The 16,195-nt window shown below is 43.9% G+C and carries 16 protein-coding genes; 2 read left to right on the top strand and 14 right to left on the bottom strand.

What is annotated here, in order from left to right; genetic code table 11:
• Positions 1-10 precede the first annotated feature (10 nt).
• Positions 11-457, bottom strand: a complete 447-nt coding sequence (locus tag FB592_RS13680) for a GatB/YqeY domain-containing protein (protein WP_003230022.1) — start codon at positions 455-457, stop codon at positions 11-13.
• A 14-nt stretch (positions 458-471) separates the two neighbouring features.
• Positions 472-645 carry a 30S ribosomal protein S21 gene (gene rpsU / locus FB592_RS13675; RefSeq protein ID WP_003152957.1) on the bottom strand — a complete coding sequence of 58 codons (174 nt, stop codon included), beginning with the start codon at positions 643-645 and terminating at the stop codon, positions 472-474.
• A 172-nt stretch (positions 646-817) separates the two neighbouring features.
• Here rpsU and FB592_RS13670 point away from each other — a divergent pair, with 172 nt between their 5' ends.
• A complete protein-coding gene (locus FB592_RS13670; protein ID WP_014480301.1) occupies positions 818-1,741 on the top strand; it encodes a Na/Pi symporter in 924 nt (307 codons plus the stop codon).
• Positions 1,742-1,776: 35 nt separating this feature from the next.
• Here the strand turns inward: FB592_RS13670 and mtaB are convergent, their stop codons facing one another.
• The 12 genes from mtaB to gpr all read right to left on the bottom strand — a co-directional run bounded on the left by mtaB (position 1,777) and on the right by gpr (position 15,712).
• Positions 1,777-3,132 (bottom strand): tRNA (N(6)-L-threonylcarbamoyladenosine(37)-C(2))-methylthiotransferase MtaB, encoded by a 1,356-nt coding sequence (mtaB, locus tag FB592_RS13665; protein ID WP_003230017.1) that lies wholly within the window; start codon positions 3,130-3,132, stop codon positions 1,777-1,779.
• Positions 3,132-3,902 carry a 16S rRNA (uracil(1498)-N(3))-methyltransferase gene (locus tag FB592_RS13660; protein WP_038829708.1) on the bottom strand — a complete coding sequence of 257 codons (771 nt, stop codon included), beginning with the start codon at positions 3,900-3,902 and terminating at the stop codon, positions 3,132-3,134. Before FB592_RS13660 ends, mtaB begins: the two co-directional genes overlap by 1 nt.
• Before the next feature lie 22 nt (positions 3,903-3,924).
• Complete coding sequence (gene prmA / locus FB592_RS13655) at positions 3,925-4,860, bottom strand: 50S ribosomal protein L11 methyltransferase (RefSeq protein ID WP_032726187.1); 936 nt, start codon at positions 4,858-4,860, stop codon at positions 3,925-3,927.
• 24 nt (positions 4,861-4,884) lie between these two features.
• On the bottom strand, positions 4,885-6,012 hold the full coding sequence (gene dnaJ / locus FB592_RS13650) for a molecular chaperone DnaJ (RefSeq protein WP_003230010.1): 1,128 nt from the start codon (positions 6,010-6,012) through the stop codon (positions 4,885-4,887).
• 198 nt (positions 6,013-6,210) lie between these two features.
• On the bottom strand, positions 6,211-8,046 hold the full coding sequence (gene dnaK, locus FB592_RS13645) for a molecular chaperone DnaK (protein ID WP_014477380.1): 1,836 nt from the start codon (positions 8,044-8,046) through the stop codon (positions 6,211-6,213).
• A 23-nt stretch (positions 8,047-8,069) separates the two neighbouring features.
• On the bottom strand, positions 8,070-8,633 hold the full coding sequence (grpE, locus tag FB592_RS13640; protein WP_003230005.1) for a nucleotide exchange factor GrpE: 564 nt from the start codon (positions 8,631-8,633) through the stop codon (positions 8,070-8,072).
• A 71-nt stretch (positions 8,634-8,704) separates the two neighbouring features.
• Positions 8,705-9,736 carry a heat-inducible transcriptional repressor HrcA gene (hrcA, locus tag FB592_RS13635; RefSeq protein ID WP_003246126.1) on the bottom strand — a complete coding sequence of 344 codons (1,032 nt, stop codon included), beginning with the start codon at positions 9,734-9,736 and terminating at the stop codon, positions 8,705-8,707.
• Positions 9,737-9,816: 80 nt separating this feature from the next.
• Positions 9,817-10,956 (bottom strand): radical SAM family heme chaperone HemW, encoded by a 1,140-nt coding sequence (gene hemW / locus FB592_RS13630; protein WP_141949663.1) that lies wholly within the window; start codon positions 10,954-10,956, stop codon positions 9,817-9,819.
• A gap of 53 nt (positions 10,957-11,009) precedes the next feature.
• Positions 11,010-12,848, bottom strand: a complete 1,839-nt coding sequence (gene lepA / locus FB592_RS13625; protein WP_003229999.1) for a translation elongation factor 4 — start codon at positions 12,846-12,848, stop codon at positions 11,010-11,012.
• Between the two features lie 134 nt (positions 12,849-12,982).
• Positions 12,983-13,321: a YqxA family protein gene (locus FB592_RS13620; RefSeq protein ID WP_038829705.1), complete on the bottom strand. Its 339-nt coding sequence runs from the start codon at positions 13,319-13,321 to the stop codon at positions 12,983-12,985.
• A gap of 16 nt (positions 13,322-13,337) precedes the next feature.
• The gene (gene spoIIP, locus FB592_RS13615; protein ID WP_014477383.1) at positions 13,338-14,543 is read right to left on the bottom strand and encodes a spore autolysin SpoIIP; all 1,206 of its coding nucleotides are present in this window, start codon (positions 14,541-14,543) and stop codon (positions 13,338-13,340) included.
• 62 nt (positions 14,544-14,605) lie between these two features.
• Entirely contained in the window at positions 14,606-15,712 is a 1,107-nt protein-coding gene (gene gpr, locus FB592_RS13610; RefSeq protein WP_014480309.1) for a GPR endopeptidase, read from the bottom strand.
• Positions 15,713-15,915: 203 nt separating this feature from the next.
• Between gpr and rpsT the strand changes: the two genes are divergently transcribed.
• Positions 15,916-16,182, top strand: a complete 267-nt coding sequence (rpsT, locus tag FB592_RS13605) for a 30S ribosomal protein S20 (protein WP_003229989.1) — start codon at positions 15,916-15,918, stop codon at positions 16,180-16,182.
• Positions 16,183-16,195 lie beyond the last annotated feature (13 nt).

Below are 16,195 nucleotides of genomic sequence, written 5' to 3'. Positions count from 1 at the left end.
TCTTTGCCATTTAAGACAGTTGACTGCTCACAAGCTTATTAATTAAACTTCCGTCAGCTTTACCTTTTACTTTAGGCATAATTGCCCCCATCACTTTGCCCATGTCCGCTTTTGAGCTCGCACCGACCTCCGCGATGGTTTCATTTACGATTGTACGCAGCTCTTCTTCTGACAGCTGCTCAGGTAAATAAACTTCTAAAATGTCCAGCTCTTTTTGAACTTTATCTACTAAATCTAAACGATTAGCGTTTGAAAATTCCTGGAGGGAGTCTTTACGTTGCTTAAGTTCACGAGAAAGGACAGTGAGTTCCTCATCCTCGGTCAAACTGTCTTTCTTAAGCTTAATTGCTTCATTTTGAAGTGAAGCCTTAACCATTCGAACGACAGTCAGTTTGTCTTTCTCACGGTTTTTCATATACAGCTTCATATCCTGGTTGAGACGCTCAAGAAGACTCATAAATCCACCCTCTTTTAGAATTTGCGTTTTCTAGCAGCTTCAGACTTTTTCTTGCGCTTTACGCTAGGTTTTTCATAAAATTCACGCTTTCTTGCTTCTTGCAAAGTACCTGTCTTTGATACACTGCGTTTGAAGCGACGAAGAGCATCTTCAAGCGATTCGTTTTTTCTAACGACCGTTTTTGACATTCTCTTTCCCTCCCTCCGAATACACCAATCGACTACCTTTAAGTTACACATATAAACATGTACTTTGACATTATAATATAAGCCATCAGTCAGGTCAACTAAGTGAGTTCACTTTTCCGTCATGAGTGCGACTGCCTGTCTATATAATGATAGAAAGGGGTTGGTGAATAGGATGTTAATTCTGATTAGCTTTACTGCTCTTATATTATTCTTTCTCACAGGCATGAACATGCTTCGAAAAGGCTTAATTTCTATGGCGTACTCAAAAATTGAAGATCGTTTGCTTTTATTTACAGACCATCCATTAAAAGCGTTTCTTATCAGCATTGTATTTACGGGGATACTTCAGAGCAGTTCAGCCTTTATGGTCATTGTCATCGGCTTTGTTAGTGCGGGTGTGCTTTCTTTTAAGCGGACGATACCGATGATTCTCGGAACAAACGTTGGGTCTACCTTTACAACTGAATTTATTGCTATCAAAATGGATATTTTGATTTGGGTTCTTTTAATAGGAGGTTTATTGTTTTTTCTGACTGGCAGGTATCCTTTGAAACAGCTGGGAACAAGCTTCCTCGGACTGGGCATCATCTTCTTTTGCATCAGCGGATTCAGCCACCTTGCCGGGCCGCTGACGAAGCTGAAAACGGGAGCCGACGTTCTATACCATGTTAACGATTCAAACTGGTCCGCTTTGCTCATCGGCATGGTGTTAACTGCCATCATTCACTCCAGTTCTGTCTGTATCGGCATTTTGATGAGTTTTATGAATGAAGGGATTATCGGACTGACACAGGCGATGAGCGTCGTACTCGGATCCAATATCGGGACATGCATTACAGCTGTCATGGCTGCTGTATCCGGTGGATATGCGGCGAAACAGACAGCGTATGCGCATGTGGTATTTAACGTGCTAGGGGTGGCTCTAGTATTGCCTTTTCTGACCGCAGCGACCGGCTTTGTAGAGCAGTTATCACCCGATCCTGCCCAAAGGATTGCTCATTTCAGCCTTTTATTTAATGTAGTAACAGCTCTTTTATTTCTTCCGCTTACAAACTTGTTTTACCGCTTGATTCACCTTCTTATCCCGGCTAAATAAAAAACCGGTACATTTTAATGCACCGATTTTTTAGGTTAAGAAGACAAACGCATGTGTTCAGTTATTTCATCCTCAACCACACGGACAAACTGTCCTTCGTTGTAAGGATAACCTGCTTTTAGGATTTTGACTTTTACGATTTTGCCGATCATATCTTCCGTACCTTTGAAAACAACCTTCATATAATTGTCTGTGTAACCGACAAACATATTTTCTTCTTCTGTTTCCTTAAACGCTTCCTCAGGGATAATCTCAAGCACTTCATTTTCATACTGAGAAGCGTATTCTTTTGCAAGCTGGTCAGAAAGAGCAATCAGGCGGTGCACACGTTCGTTTTTCACGTTTTCATCCACTTGGTCTTCCATTCGCGCAGCTGGTGTTCCTGTACGTTTACTGTAAGGGAAAACATGCAGTTCAGAGAATTTATGTTCTTTAATAAAGTTATAGGTTTCCATAAATTCTTCTTCTGTTTCTCCAGGGAATCCGACGATGACATCAGAAGTAACAGCTAAGCCTGGCAGTGCTTTTTTCAATTTATTTAAACGGTCTGCAAAGAATTCCATTGTATATTTGCGTCTCATTCGTTTAAGCACTGTGTTTGATCCGGATTGGATAGGAATATGCAAATGATTCACTATCTTATCTGAGCGGTCTAAGACCTCGATCACTTCGTCAGTGATTTGGCTGGCTTCGATTGAAGAAATTCTGATCCGTTTCACGCCTTCCACACGGGTGTCTAATTCGCTCAAAAGCTTCGCGAAGTTGTAATCTTTCATATCTTCGCCATAGCCGCCTGTATGAATACCCGTAAGAACAATTTCCTTATATCCGGCATCAACAAGCTGCTGCGCTTGTTTAATGACTTCTTCAGGATCGCGGGAGCGGAGCAGGCCGCGCGCCCACGGAATGATACAGAATGTGCAGAAATTATTGCAGCCCTCCTGTATTTTTAATGACGCTCTTGTGCGATCCGTGAAAGCAGGCACATCAAGCTCTTCATATACTCTTGCTTTCATGATGTTGCTGACGCCATTAATCGGCTGGCGTTCTTCTCGGTATTGGTCAATGTAGCCAAGCATTTTTTCACGGTCCTGTGTTCCAACTACAATGTCGACACCGGGGATCGCCATAATCTCAGCAGGTGAGGTTTGCGCGTAGCAGCCTGTGACACAGATGACACCGTCAGGATTTTGACGAATGGCGCGTCTGATCACTTGGCGGCTTTTTTTATCTCCCGTATTTGTAACCGTACATGTATTAATGACATATACATCAGCTGTTTGTTCAAAGTCTCTTCTTTCATAGCCCGCTTCTTTGAAAAGCTGCCAGATTGCTTCTGTTTCATAATGGTTGACTTTACAGCCAAGCGTATGGAAAGCAACAGTTGCCATTACTGATCACCTCTTAATAACTCTGTTTGATAAGAAATCGCGCTCAACGCGTATAGCGGAGCGGTTTCTGTCCTTAAAATTCTCGGTCCAAGGCCGCACGTCACACCGTCTTGCTTTGTGAGCCGTTCAACCTCCGCTTCTGTTAAACCGCCTTCTGGACCAAATACGATCAATAGAGATGATCCTTTCGGAAGGCTGCTTACAATCGCGCTGAATGCGCTTATTTCCCCTTGCTTCGATGACTCCTCGTATGCAACGACACATTTATCGAAATCCTGCATCCTTTGAAGAAGCTGCTGAAAAGAATGGACATCCATCACTCGCGGCACTTCGTTACGGTACGATTGCTCAGCCGCTTCCTTTGCAATTTTCGTCCATCTTTCCCGCTTTTTCTTTGCCTTTTTGTCATCCAGCTTGACAACAGAACGCGCGGCTTGGAAAGGAATAAAGGCATGAGCTCCGAGCTCAGTCCCCTTTTGGATAATCCATTCAAGCTTATCTCCTTTCGGAAGGCCGCTCGCAATATAGACCTTTATCGGAAGCTCTCTGTTTTCATTCGTCCATTCTATCACAAGGCAGGACACTTTATCTTTGGAAACAGATTGAAGTTCACATTTTGCCTCGAAGCCGTCTTGAGAGCAGCAGATAATCTGATCTCCCTCATTCATTCTCATCACGTTCACAATATGATGAACATCTTCGCCGGTAATCGAAAAAGCCGGCGCTTCCTCTATTTGCTGCTTCGTGAGCTCGATAAAATATCGTTGCATACGCTGTGACACCTACTAACTGTTATTTTTTCGCAATAATGCTGACCCAATCTTCCATTGAAAGGATTTCTACAATGGTAAAGCCAGCTTGTTCCAGTGCTTCTTTTACTTCTTGTTTTTTATGCCCGATGATTCCTGACGTAATAAAGTGGCCGCCTTCTTTTAACAGGCTGTACGCTTGTGAAGTAAAGCGAAGAATGACTTCAGCCAAAATGTTGGCCACAATCACATCATGTTCCCCTTCAATCCCGTCTAACAAATTGTTTTGCTTCACTTGAGCAATATCGCTGACTTTGTTCAGCTTGAGATTAAGGCGTGCACTTTCTACAGCCACGGGATCAAGATCGTAGGCATGAACCGATTCAGCCTCAAGCATTGCAGCCGCAATACTTAAAATTCCTGAACCAGTGCCGACATCAATCACCTTATCACCCTTTTGCACAAAGCGTTCAAGCGCCTGAATGCAGAGTACGGTTGTCGGATGTGTCCCTGTGCCGAAAGCCATTCCCGGGTCCATTTCAATAATCAGTTCATCAGTATGGACCGGCGTATATTCCTCCCACGTCGGCACAATTGTAAACTTTTCAGAAATTTTCACAGGATGATAATACTTTTTCCAGGCAGTCGCCCACTCTTCTTCATTTACTTCAGAAATAGTGATCTGGTTTCTACCCAAATCAATATTGTAAAGAAGGAGATTATTAATCGTTTCTTTAATGCCGTCTACAGTTTCGCCCAGAAAACTGTTAACCGGCAGATATGCTTTGACAATGACACCCTCATCTGGGTAATCATTGGGGTCGAGCTGGTAGATTTCCCCGTACACATTCTCACGTTCTTTAATTAAATCAAGCGGGTCCTCTATCACAACCCCACTTGCACCAGCTTCATGCAATATATTTGAGATAGGTTCGACCGCTTCATGTGTTGTGTGAATGCTTAATTCGGACCATTTCAAAACTACCAACTCCTCATCCAATAATTAATCGCCTTTAAACGCGCGTTTTACCTTGTCAAAGAAACTCATTTCCTGTTCGTCAGGCAGGTTTCCGCTGACTTCGGCAAATTCGCGGATAATGTCTTTTTGTTTATCAGTCAGATTTGTCGGCGTAACGACGCGGACGACGATATGCTGGTCACCCTGTCCATAGCCTCTGACATTTTGAACGCCTTTGCCTCTTAATCTAAATTTCGTTCCTGTTTGTGTACCGGCCGGAATTTTCAATTTCACTTTTCCATGCAGCGTCGGCACTTCTACCTCATCTCCAAGAGCAGCCTGAGCAAACGTTAACGGCATTTCACAGTAAATATCATCGCCGTCACGCTCGAAGAACTCGTGTGCGCGTACATGGAACACGACAAATAAATCCCCGGCAGGGCCGCCGTTTATTCCTGGTTCACCCTGTCCCGAGAGACGAAGCTGCTGCCCGTCATCTACACCGGCTGGAATTGTCACATTGATTTTCTTGCGTTTTTTGATTTTTCCTTTGCCGCCGCAGTCCGCACATTTGTTTTTAATGATTTTGCCTGTACCTTCACAGTGGTGGCAGACCCGTCTGTTAACGACTTTTCCAAACGGTGTATTTTGCTCTACGTTTAACTGGCCGGAGCCTCCGCAGTGGGAGCATGTTTCTGGATTTGTTCCAGGTTTCGCACCTGAGCCTTTACATGTCTCGCACGTTTCCTCGCGGGGAATTTCGATGGTTGTTTCTTTACCGAAAGCCGCATCCTCAAACGACAGGGTCATCGTATACTGTAAATCAGCACCCTGGCGCGGAGCATTTGGATCTCTCCGTCTTGTGCCTCCGCCGAAAATACTTGAGAAAATATCATCGAAACCAAAACCGCCGAAATCGCCGCCGCCAAAACCTCCGCCGCCGAAGCCTTGGTTAGGGTCAGTGTGACCAAATTGATCGTAATGCGCACGTTTTTGGTCATCTGACAGCGTTTCGTACGCTTCTTTTACCTCTTTAAATTTTTCATCTGATCCGGCTTCTTTGTTAATATCAGGATGATATTTTTTTGACAGCTTCCGATAAGCTTTTTTAATTTCATCCTTTGAAGCGCTCTTACTTACTCCCAGCACTTCATAGTAATCACGCTTACTCATCTCGCTTCACTCTCCCGAATTTCTCACATAAATTAGATTGTATCATTTTGAATTATGATTTTTCAATTCCTTTTATCCCGGGCAAGAAAAAAAGTCAAAGCCAAGAGATGCCTGACTTTGACTTTCTAATCATTGAATCAGATTATGAAATGTGTTCTTTCGGTCAGCTCCGGAAGCGGGGCTGACACTAAAAAGAACTTATTTTTTGTTTTGGTCGTCGTTTACTTCTTCGTATTCAGCGTCGACAACGTTGTCATCCGCTTTGCCTTCAGCGTTTGCTCCGCCTTGAGCTTGCTGTGCTTTAGCAGCTTCTTCATAAAGCTTCATAGAAAGCTCTTGAACGATTGTTTGAAGCTCATCTTTTTTCGCTTTGATCTCTTCAAATTCGTTTTTCTCAATTGCTGCTTTTAAAGCGTCTTTGGCATCGTTGGCTTTTTTCACTTGTTCTTCATCCACTTTGCCTTCAAGATCTTTTAATGTTTTCTCAGTTTGGAAAACAAGCTGATCTGCTTCGTTGCGGACTTCGATTTCTTCTTTTTTCTTCGCATCAGCGTCAGCATTTTCTTCCGCTTCTTTAACCATGCGTTCGATCTCTTCATCTGAAAGACCTGAAGAAGATTTAATTGTAATGTTTTGTTCTTTCCCTGTGCCTAAGTCTTTTGCTCTTACGTTTACGATACCGTTTTTGTCAATATCGAAAGAAACTTCGATTTGAGGCACGCCGCGCGGTGCTGGCGGGATATCAGTAAGCTGGAAGCGGCCGAGTGTTTTGTTGTCGGCAGACATTGGGCGCTCACCTTGAAGAACATGGATATCAACAGCTGTTTGGTTATCAGCAGCAGTTGAGAACACTTGAGATTTGCTTGTCGGGATCGTCGTGTTGCGGTCGATCAGTTTTGTAAACACGCCGCCCATTGTTTCGATACCGAGAGAAAGCGGTGTAACGTCAAGAAGAACAACATCTTTTACGTCACCTGTGATAACGCCGCCCTGAATCGCAGCACCAAGCGCTACAACTTCATCCGGGTTTACGCCTTTATGCGCTTCTTTTCCAGTTTCTTTTTTGATTGCTTCTTGTACGGCAGGGATACGAGTTGATCCGCCGACAAGGATGACTTTGTCGATTTCGCTTGCAGAAAGTCCTGCATCTTGAAGCGCTTGACGGACAGGACCCATTGTGCGCTCTACTAAATGAGAAGAAAGCTCTTCGAATTTAGCGCGAGTTAATGTAAGTTCAAGGTGAAGCGGTCCTGCTTCTCCAGCTGTGATAAACGGTAAAGAAATTTGCGTAGAAGATACGCCGGAAAGATCTTTTTTCGCTTTTTCAGCTGCGTCTTTCAAACGCTGAAGCGCCATTTTGTCTTTTGATAAATCAATGCCGTTTTCTTTTTTGAATTCAGACACAAGATGATCGATGATAACTTGGTCAAAATCGTCCCCGCCCAGACGGTTGTCGCCGGCAGTTGAACGAACTTCGAATACACCGTCGCCAAGCTCAAGGATGGAAACGTCGAATGTACCGCCGCCAAGGTCGTATACTAGGATCGTTTGATCTTCATCTGTTTTATCAAGTCCGTATGCAAGCGCTGCTGCAGTTGGCTCGTTGATGATACGTTCTACTTCAAGACCTGCAATTTTACCAGCGTCTTTTGTTGCTTGACGCTCAGCATCGTTAAAGTATGCAGGAACTGTGATAACTGCTTTTGATACTGTTTCGCCAAGATAGCTTTCAGCGTATGATTTAAGGTGTTGAAGGATGATAGCAGACACTTCTTGTGGAGTGTAATCCTTTCCTTCAATTTCAACTTTATAATCAGTACCCATATGACGTTTGACTGACATAATTGTGTTAGGGTTTGTAATAGATTGGCGTTTAGCCACTTCCCCTACTTGACGTTCGCCGTTTTTAAACGCAACAACTGATGGCGTTGTGCGGTTTCCTTCAGCGTTAGCAATCACTTTAGGCTCGCCGCCTTCAAGCACTGCCACACATGAGTTTGTTGTTCCTAAGTCGATTCCGATAACTTTACTCACTTGAATAACCTCCTGCTATGTAATTATTGATTCACTTTGACCATGGAAGGGCGAATGACGCGATCCTTCAGCTTATAGCCTTTTTGCATTTCCTCAACAACAATGTTGGAGCCGTAGTTTTCGTCTTCAGCCTGCATAACAGCTTGGTGCAGATTAGGATCAAATTCCTGCCCTACAGCTTCGATGGCTTCGACGCCTTCTTTTTTTAAGGCTTCTACGAGCTGACGGTGGACCATTTCCATTCCCTGGAGCAAACTTTTCGTCTGTTCATTGTCGGCTTCAACCTGAAGCGCTCGTTCAAAGCTGTCAAGAGCCGGCAGCAAATCAGTCACGATATTTTGAGAACGGTATTTTTGGGACGCTTCCATCTCTAAACGGCTGCGTCGTTTATAGTTTTCAAAGTCTGCTTGAACACGCAAAAGTTTGTTTTCTTTTTCCTCAAGCAAACCTTGCAATTCGTTAATTTGGTTTTGAAGAAGTTCGCTTTCATTTGTTTCTTCCTGCTGTTCATCAGCGGCAGCTTGTTCTTCAATGATTTCTTGCTCTTCTGTTTCGTTTTGTTCAACGGTTTGTTTTTCTTCTGACATTGCGTTCACCTCCCTCAAAGTGTAAGGAGAAGGACAGGTGCTGCCCTTCGATAAAATTTGCCAAAATTCCCTTATTCATCATACAGACTTGTTAATGCTTTTGACAAGTCCGAAGTCACATGCTGAAGCAGGCTGACAACCCTGGAATAATTCATGCGGGTCGGGCCGATAATCGCAATTGAGCCGATCTGCTTCTGGTCTACGGAATAAGAAGCCGTAATCAGACTGCAATTTTCCATCTCTTCATAGTCGTTTTCTTTTCCGATTTTAATCGAAATTCCCGTGTGCGGGGATTGAACCAGCTTTAAAACATCCTGTTCTTTCTCAATTAATGAAAGGAGCGACCGAACTCGGGTGATATCATGGAACTCAGGCTGGTTCAGCATATTGATTTTCCCGCCAAAAAACAACTTTTCAACATGATTTGTGGAATGAAAGGTTGAACGAAGCGCGTCGAGTATATTGTCATAGTTCTTAATGTGCTGTCTTAGGTACATGACAACTTCTTTAAATATGCGCTCATTCAGTTCATCCATTGGAACGCCGCTTAAACGGTCGTTCAGTATATTGACCAGTTTTTCAATATCAGACAGATCCATTTTGGTCGGAAAGTTAATCGTTTTGTTTTCCACATGCCCCGTATTGGTAACGAGAATCGCTACCGCCATATCAGGCTGAATCGGAATGATTTGAATCTGTTTAAGGTAATTCTCACTCAGCTTCGGCCCGAGTACGATGGATGTGTAATTCGTCAGATCGGACAAAATTTGCGCTGATTTTTGAACTGTCTTCTCCAGCTCGAAAATTTTCTCTTTGAAGATCGAGTGGATTTGGTCCAGGTCGCTTTTCGTCAGTTTGACGGGTGACAGCAAATGGTCAACATAGTACCGATACCCTTTTTCTGACGGAACACGCCCTGAGGATGAATGGGTTTTTTCAATAAAGCCCAATTCCTCCAAGTCAGCCATCTCGTTTCTTATTGTTGCAGAGCTAAATGTGATTTCATCTTTTTTCGAAAGAGTTCTTGATCCCACCGGCTGTGCCGATTTAATAAAATCGTTGATTATAACCTGTAGGATCAGCAGCTGACGATTTGTTAACATCATCATCACCTCTGTTAGCACTCTCAATAAGCGAGTGCTAATTCTATAACAAAAGTATCAAACCACAAGAAAAATGTCAATTATAACTCACCCAAAAAAGCGCCAAAAACTTCATTGCCTAATAATTTCCCTTGATGAGTCAAATAAACGGCAGACTCCGAATTGTGAATCAGCCCTTTTTCAGCGAGGTCTTTTAACACGCTTGGGAAAAGTCCATCCAGGGAGCGGCCGTATTTTTCTGCGAATCGTTTTTTGCTGACACCGGCTGTTTTTCTCAAACCTAAAAACATTTCTTCCTCAATCTGTTCTTCTGTTGTCACTTCATGTGTATCTCTGTACGGAAAACCCTTTTCAGCTATCAGGTCAATGTAATGCTTAACAGGTCCGACGTTCACTGTTCGTGTGCCGCCAATATATCCGTGAGCGCCGGCTCCGAAACCGAAATATTGTTCGTTGCTCCAATACGTTAGATTGTGCTTAGATTCCATGCCTGCCTTAGCAAAGTTGCTGATTTCATATTGATGAATGCCGTGAGCTTCCATCTGGCTCATCACCATTTCATACATTTCAGCTTCCTGCTCCTGCGGCGGAAGATGAAGCCGCCCTTTTTGCATCAAATTATAAAATACCGTTTTCGGTTCTACAATAAGGGAGTAAACGGAATAATGCTCGGCGTCCAATGATAAAGCAGTGTTTATGGAATGTTCCAGATGCTTGAGGGTTTGCCCCGGAAGCCCGAACATTAGATCAAGACTGATATTCTCAAAACCGATTTCCCGCGCTCTTTCAAAAGAGGTGAATACATCTTTTTGCTTGTGCACTCGGCCGATTTTTTTTAACAGATCGTCTTCGAACGTTTGCACACCAAAGCTGAGGCGATTTACGCCTGCTTCTTTTAATATTTTTAATTTCTCTGCGGACAAGTCGTCCGGATTCGCTTCAACCGCAAATTCCGATAAGTCGCTTGAGGGCTTCAGCACACGGTTGATCATATCCATCAGCTTTTTGAGCTGTTCCTCAGACAGGGAGGTTGGCGTGCCTCCTCCGATAAAGATTGTTTTGAGATCAGGCTGCCCAGTTTTTGCTATTGTATTTATCATTTCCTGTTCGAGTGCGTTTAAATACCCGTCGACTGGCTGACTTTGAATAAAATATTTATTGAAATCGCAGTAGTGGCAAATATGCTCACAAAATGGGATATGGATATAAGCTGATTTCAAATGGATTCACCTTCTTTACAGAAAGAAGCCGCAGTACAAGACTGCGGCGGCTTCTATTGTTTTTTCGGACTGTCGTCCATTTTCAGAACTGCCATAAATGCTTCTTGCGGCACTTCAACTGAGCCGACCTGCTTCATACGGCGTTTTCCTTCTTTTTGTTTTTCAAGAAGTTTCCGTTTACGCGAGATGTCCCCTCCGTAACATTTAGCCAATACGTTTTTACGCATTGCTTTTATGGTGGAGCGGGCCACGATTTTCTGGCCGATTGCGGCTTGTACCGGAACTTCAAACTGCTGGCGCGGAATGAGTTCTTTCAGTTTTTCAACGATCACTTTTCCGCGTTCATATGCGTAATCACGATGCACGATAAAGGAAAGGGCATCGATTTTTTCACCATTCAGCATAATGTCCATTTTCACAAGCTTGGACGGTTTGTAGCCGATCAGTTCATAATCAAAGGACGCATAGCCTTTAGTGCTTGATTTCAGCTGGTCAAAAAACTCATATACGATTTCCGCTAATGGCATATCATAAATGATGCTGACACGGTTTGCGTCTAAATACTGCATGTCAATAAAATTGCCGCGTTTTCCTTGGCAAAGCTCCATTACAGCGCCGACATAGTCATTCGGCACCATCATCGTCGCTTTTACGTATGGCTCCTCAACCCTTTCGATCTTTTGAGGATCCGGCATGTTGGACGGGTTGTCGACAACGACCTTTTCGCCGTCTGTCATATACACGTCATAGATAACGCTTGGCGCTGTCGTAATCAGGTCGATGTTGAACTCACGCTCAATTCGCTCCTGAATGATCTCCATGTGAAGCATGCCTAAAAATCCGCAGCGGAACCCGAATCCAAGCGCTTGCGAAGTTTCCGCTTCATATTGAAGGGAGGAATCATTCAGCTCAAGCTTTTCAAGAGCTTCCCTTAAATCATTATACTTCGCTGTATCAATCGGATACAAACCACAGTACACCATCGGGTTTAGCTTGCGGTATCCCGGCAGCGCTTCTTCTGCAGGATTGGCAGCGCTCGTTATTGTATCACCGACACGTGTGTCACCGACATTTTTGATTGAGGCAGTCAGGAAGCCTACATCACCGACCGTCAGTTCATTTGTCGGAGTTGCTTTCGGCGTGAACACGCCCACCTCTGTTACTTCGAATTCTTTGCCGGTTGCCATCATTTTGATTTTTTGTCCCGGCTTTACCGTTCCTTCAACGACTCTGATATAAGCCACGACACCGCGGTAGGCGTCATAAAGCGAGTCGAAGATCAGCGCTTTGAGCGGCGCCTCCGGATCTCCGGTCGGAGCTGGCACCTTTTCTACGATTTGTTCTAAAATCTCCTCAATCCCGATACCGGCTTTTGCTGAAGCAAGCACGGCTTCTGATGCGTCAAGGCCGATAACGTCTTCTACCTCTTGGCGCACACGTTCGGGCTCGGCGCTCGGAAGGTCGATTTTATTGATGACCGGAAGGATTTCAAGATCGTTGTCAAGCGCTAAGTAGACATTGGCGAGCGTCTGCGCTTCAATCCCCTGGGCTGCATCCACGACAAGAATCGCTCCCTCGCAGGCAGCAAGGCTTCGGGATACTTCATACGTGAAGTCGACGTGTCCCGGCGTATCGATTAGATGAAAGATATATTCTTCTCCGTCTTTTGCTTTATATTTAAGCTGAACAGAGTTTAATTTAATGGTTATGCCCCGCTCACGTTCAAGATCCATAGAATCGAGCAATTGTTCTTTCATTTCTCGTTGAGTGATTGCCGACGTTTTTTCTAAAATACGATCCGCTAAGGTCGATTTTCCGTGGTCAATATGGGCAATGATAGAGAAATTCCGTATTCTCGATTGCCTCTCTAAACGCTTTTCTTTATCTGTCACAATCTATCACTCCTACTATTAAACGCAAAATACACTAGCTTAGATTATATCAATAGGATTGTAAAGATTCAATGTAAAACAAGAAAGAGAAAAGTTCCCTGTCATATCTGGGCTGCTTTTCTCTTTCACGTACTTTATTGATTCATATCCCGTATCCATTCATACATTGACTGGGCAGTATTGGTTATGGTGTTCGAAAGCGCTTGTCCGGCTTTTGAAAACATATTGAATGTCTCCACCTTTTCCAGCTCTTTTTGTTTTTCTTCTAAATCTTTTGCCGTGACTGTTTCTCCTAGGATTGAGGCTTCTTTTTCATTATCTTTTCCGTCGGTGAGCGTAAACGCCCCCTTCAGTGAAGGGTCATGATAGCCTTTCATACTCAGCATCCCGTTGTTTGCCTGCTGCATGCCGAACAGAACGCCTAAAAACATGATCGTGACAAGCAGTAAGCATTTTCCAAAGTATGCAATCAAATCAACCACCTATTTCTTATTGTTTTTTCGTCTCCCCGCTCGCTGCGTTGACCTTTTCAGCATCCCAGTACATTTCGCTGAATACGTCCGCGGCCGCGTTAGCCGCACGCTGCAGCTCTTCGAGATTATTATCTACTCCGCCAAACTCGAGCAAAAGCGCTCTATCTGTTAAATCCTGATTGTAAACACCATTATCGCCTGGCGAGCCTTTGGAAAAGACACCTGTGCTAAGTCCGGGGTATTTTTTCTCCATCAGTTTATGAAGCTCACTCGCAATTTTATAGTTTTCTTCGAAGTTTTTGCTTTTTTTCCCGACGACAAAGGCTACCCTCGCATAGCTTTTTCCTTTAATCGTTGCGGTTGTGTCTTTTTTGCGCCGTGAGTCTCTGTGGATGTCAATGATATATTGCAGATTTTTGTTTGAAGCGAGGGCGTCTTTCACGACCGGCCTTGATTCATCATAGGACCTGGCATAGTTTAAGCCTTTTTTATTCAATTTTGACTGTATATCGGTTTTATTCACTGTGGCTCCGATTCCCTGGGATTCAAGCGCTTGTCCGAACATATCTCCTACAAGCGTGACGTTGGCTTTAGAATGGCGCGCCATGTCAGGATCGGTCTCGCCTTTTAATAGAGGGAGATATGATTCGGTATTGTGCGTGTGATAGATAAACACGACCTTTTTATCACCTGTTGTTTGTTTGGGCGGATCTTTTTGTGCATTATCTGATTGCGTTTGCTGTTTTTCAATCTCTGCCAAATTCGCTTCCCTTTCTTCCTCCATCACCTTAGACGGCGGCGGCGATTCCGCAGGCATATTCGTATAATCGGTTCCTTGTCCAGCTAACAAAATCTCGGTATCAAATTGTGCAAACCCTGGCAGCTCCCGACCGAGAAAGCTCCGCGGATCTTCGAGGTTAATGCTCGTCGCCAGCTTTAAAGAAAGACGAGAAAGATGAAATGAGCTGTCGGTTTGAGAGAGGTCAGAAGCGAAATAATGGTTTTCCATCCGCAGCAAATGTGCAAATACGTCACCCGGCAATTCTTCAGCAATCCCATAAAAAGAGTCAGACGACGGCCTAAGTTCCGGCCGGAGAGACGTCAGCACACCGGATAGAACAAAAATCACGATAAGGCTTACGATAAATAGAAAAATGGCTTTTACCGCTTTCCCTCCATTTACCGCAACAACAATCTGTCTGTTTCTGCGTTTATTTCTCATTGAATCCCTCCAGCGCTTGTCTAGTAATTACTCTATGAACAAGCTAGAGGAAGTAGAACTGTTTAGTGATTGTAGGAGCCTTTGTTTTCTTGTGACACTTTTTCATGAAGCGCTGTGTTTAATCCGTTCGCTAAAACATTTGCCATATCGTCGATAAATGAATCGACTTCCTTCGGCGTAACCATTAAGTTGTGCCCTAAAGGCGAAAGCACCTCGTGAATGAGCTGCCGTTTTTCATCTTCTTGAAGGGTTCCGACAATCCCTAGGAACGATTGGCGCTGCTTTTGATCGGGAAGATCTTCTTCAGTGAGCACTTTCTTTTTCCCAAACGTCATGCCTGCCGGAACAAGCGATCTTGATGGCCTGTTATCCTTCATTTCTCTGCCAAAATGTTTTAATATGTAGTCCACCGTGTCGCTGGCAATTGTCACGGCATCAACTACTGTCGGAACACCGATAGCAATCACCGGAACACCAAGCGTGTCTTTGCTTAAATCTTTTCGTTTATTCCCCACTCCAGATCCCGGGTGAATGCCTGTATCCGATATTTGAATGGTTGTGTTGACCCTTTCCACCGCCCGCGCCGCCAACGCATCAATGGCTATGACAAAATCAGGCTTCGATTGCTCAATCACACCTTTAATAATGTCACTTGTTTCGATTCCTGTTATCCCCATTACACCCGGTGCAAATGCACTGACAGGCCTGTAACCCTCCTGTACGTTTTCCGGCTGAAGCTTAAACAAGTGCCTTGTTACCAACAGATTTTCTACTGCCATCGGTCCAAGCGCATCAGGTGTCACGTTCCAGTTGCCGAGCCCAACGATCAAACAGCTCGCATCTTTTGAGATATTAAGGTTTTCAAGAAAAGCTGAGAATTCCTCCGCAAAGACAGCAGAGACCTTCTCCTGCATTTCCGAATCATTCTCCCTGATTCCCTGTGCTTCAAGCGTTAAATAGCGCCCTTCTTTTTTTCCCGAAAGCTCTGCGCCTTCCTTTGTAACATCAACTGTGCGGATTTTAATGCCGCCGTGATCACGCTCTTTTTCAATGAAGCCTTTAATTTCTTTTGTCGGCACAGCCTGCTGATTGGCCATTGCTTCCTTCGTTTCCACTGCCAAATCGGTCCGTATCAAATACTGATTCACATCCAGCTCACTCTTTTTCATACAGGGGCCTCCTTCACATTAAGTACCTATATTGTTGCCATTTGCTGAATGAATCATGCTAAAAAGAGAACCTTCAATGAAAAATACTTTACATTTATATTGCAATCTAAAGGTGTGTTTGATAGAATACAATTTGTTCTATTGTGAAGAAGATTTAACCTTAAGACACTGTGCTACAGGTTGTATCTTAGGAGGTGAAACACATGCCAAACATTAAATCAGCGATTAAACGTACAAAAACAAACAACGAACGCCGCGTTCATAACGCGACAATCAAATCTGCTATGCGTACTGCAATCAAACAAGTTGAAGCTTCTGTTGCCAACAACGAAGCTGACAAAGCGAAAACTGCTCTTACTGAAGCAGCTAAACGTATTGATAAAGCAGTGAAAACAGGTCTTGTACACAAAAATACCGCAGCTCGATACAAATCAAGACTAGCGAAAAAAGTGAACGGACTTTCTGCATAATATAAAAACGATC

This window comes from Bacillus sp. SJZ110 (assembly GCF_006715455.1).
Lineage (GTDB): Bacteria > Bacillota > Bacilli > Bacillales > Bacillaceae > Bacillus > Bacillus subtilis.
Note: the sequence above shows the minus strand (reverse complement) of the source record. Positions and strands in the feature narration are given on the sequence as shown.

Bases quoted from the DNA above. Each gene is read 5' to 3' on its own strand.
- FB592_RS13680 (WP_003230022.1), bottom strand. From the start codon at position 457: ATGAGTCTTCTTGAGCGTCTCAACCAGGATATGAAGCTGTATATGAAA.
- rpsU (WP_003152957.1), bottom strand. From the start codon at position 645: ATGTCAAAAACGGTCGTTAGAAAAAACGAATCGCTTGAAGATGCTCTT.
- FB592_RS13670 (WP_014480301.1), top strand. From the start codon at position 818: ATGTTAATTCTGATTAGCTTTACTGCTCTTATATTATTCTTTCTCACA.
- mtaB (WP_003230017.1), bottom strand. From the start codon at position 3,132: ATGGCAACTGTTGCTTTCCATACGCTTGGCTGTAAAGTCAACCATTAT.
- FB592_RS13660 (WP_038829708.1), bottom strand. From the start codon at position 3,902: ATGCAACGATATTTTATCGAGCTCACGAAGCAGCAAATAGAGGAAGCG.
- dnaJ (WP_003230010.1), bottom strand. From the start codon at position 6,012: ATGAGTAAGCGTGATTACTATGAAGTGCTGGGAGTAAGTAAGAGCGCT.
- grpE (WP_003230005.1), bottom strand. From the start codon at position 8,633: ATGTCAGAAGAAAAACAAACCGTTGAACAAAACGAAACAGAAGAGCAA.
- hrcA (WP_003246126.1), bottom strand. From the start codon at position 9,736: ATGTTAACAAATCGTCAGCTGCTGATCCTACAGGTTATAATCAACGAT.
- spoIIP (WP_014477383.1), bottom strand. From the start codon at position 14,543: ATGAGAAATAAACGCAGAAACAGACAGATTGTTGTTGCGGTAAATGGA.
- gpr (WP_014480309.1), bottom strand. From the start codon at position 15,712: ATGAAAAAGAGTGAGCTGGATGTGAATCAGTATTTGATACGGACCGAT.
- rpsT (WP_003229989.1), top strand. From the start codon at position 15,916: ATGCCAAACATTAAATCAGCGATTAAACGTACAAAAACAAACAACGAA.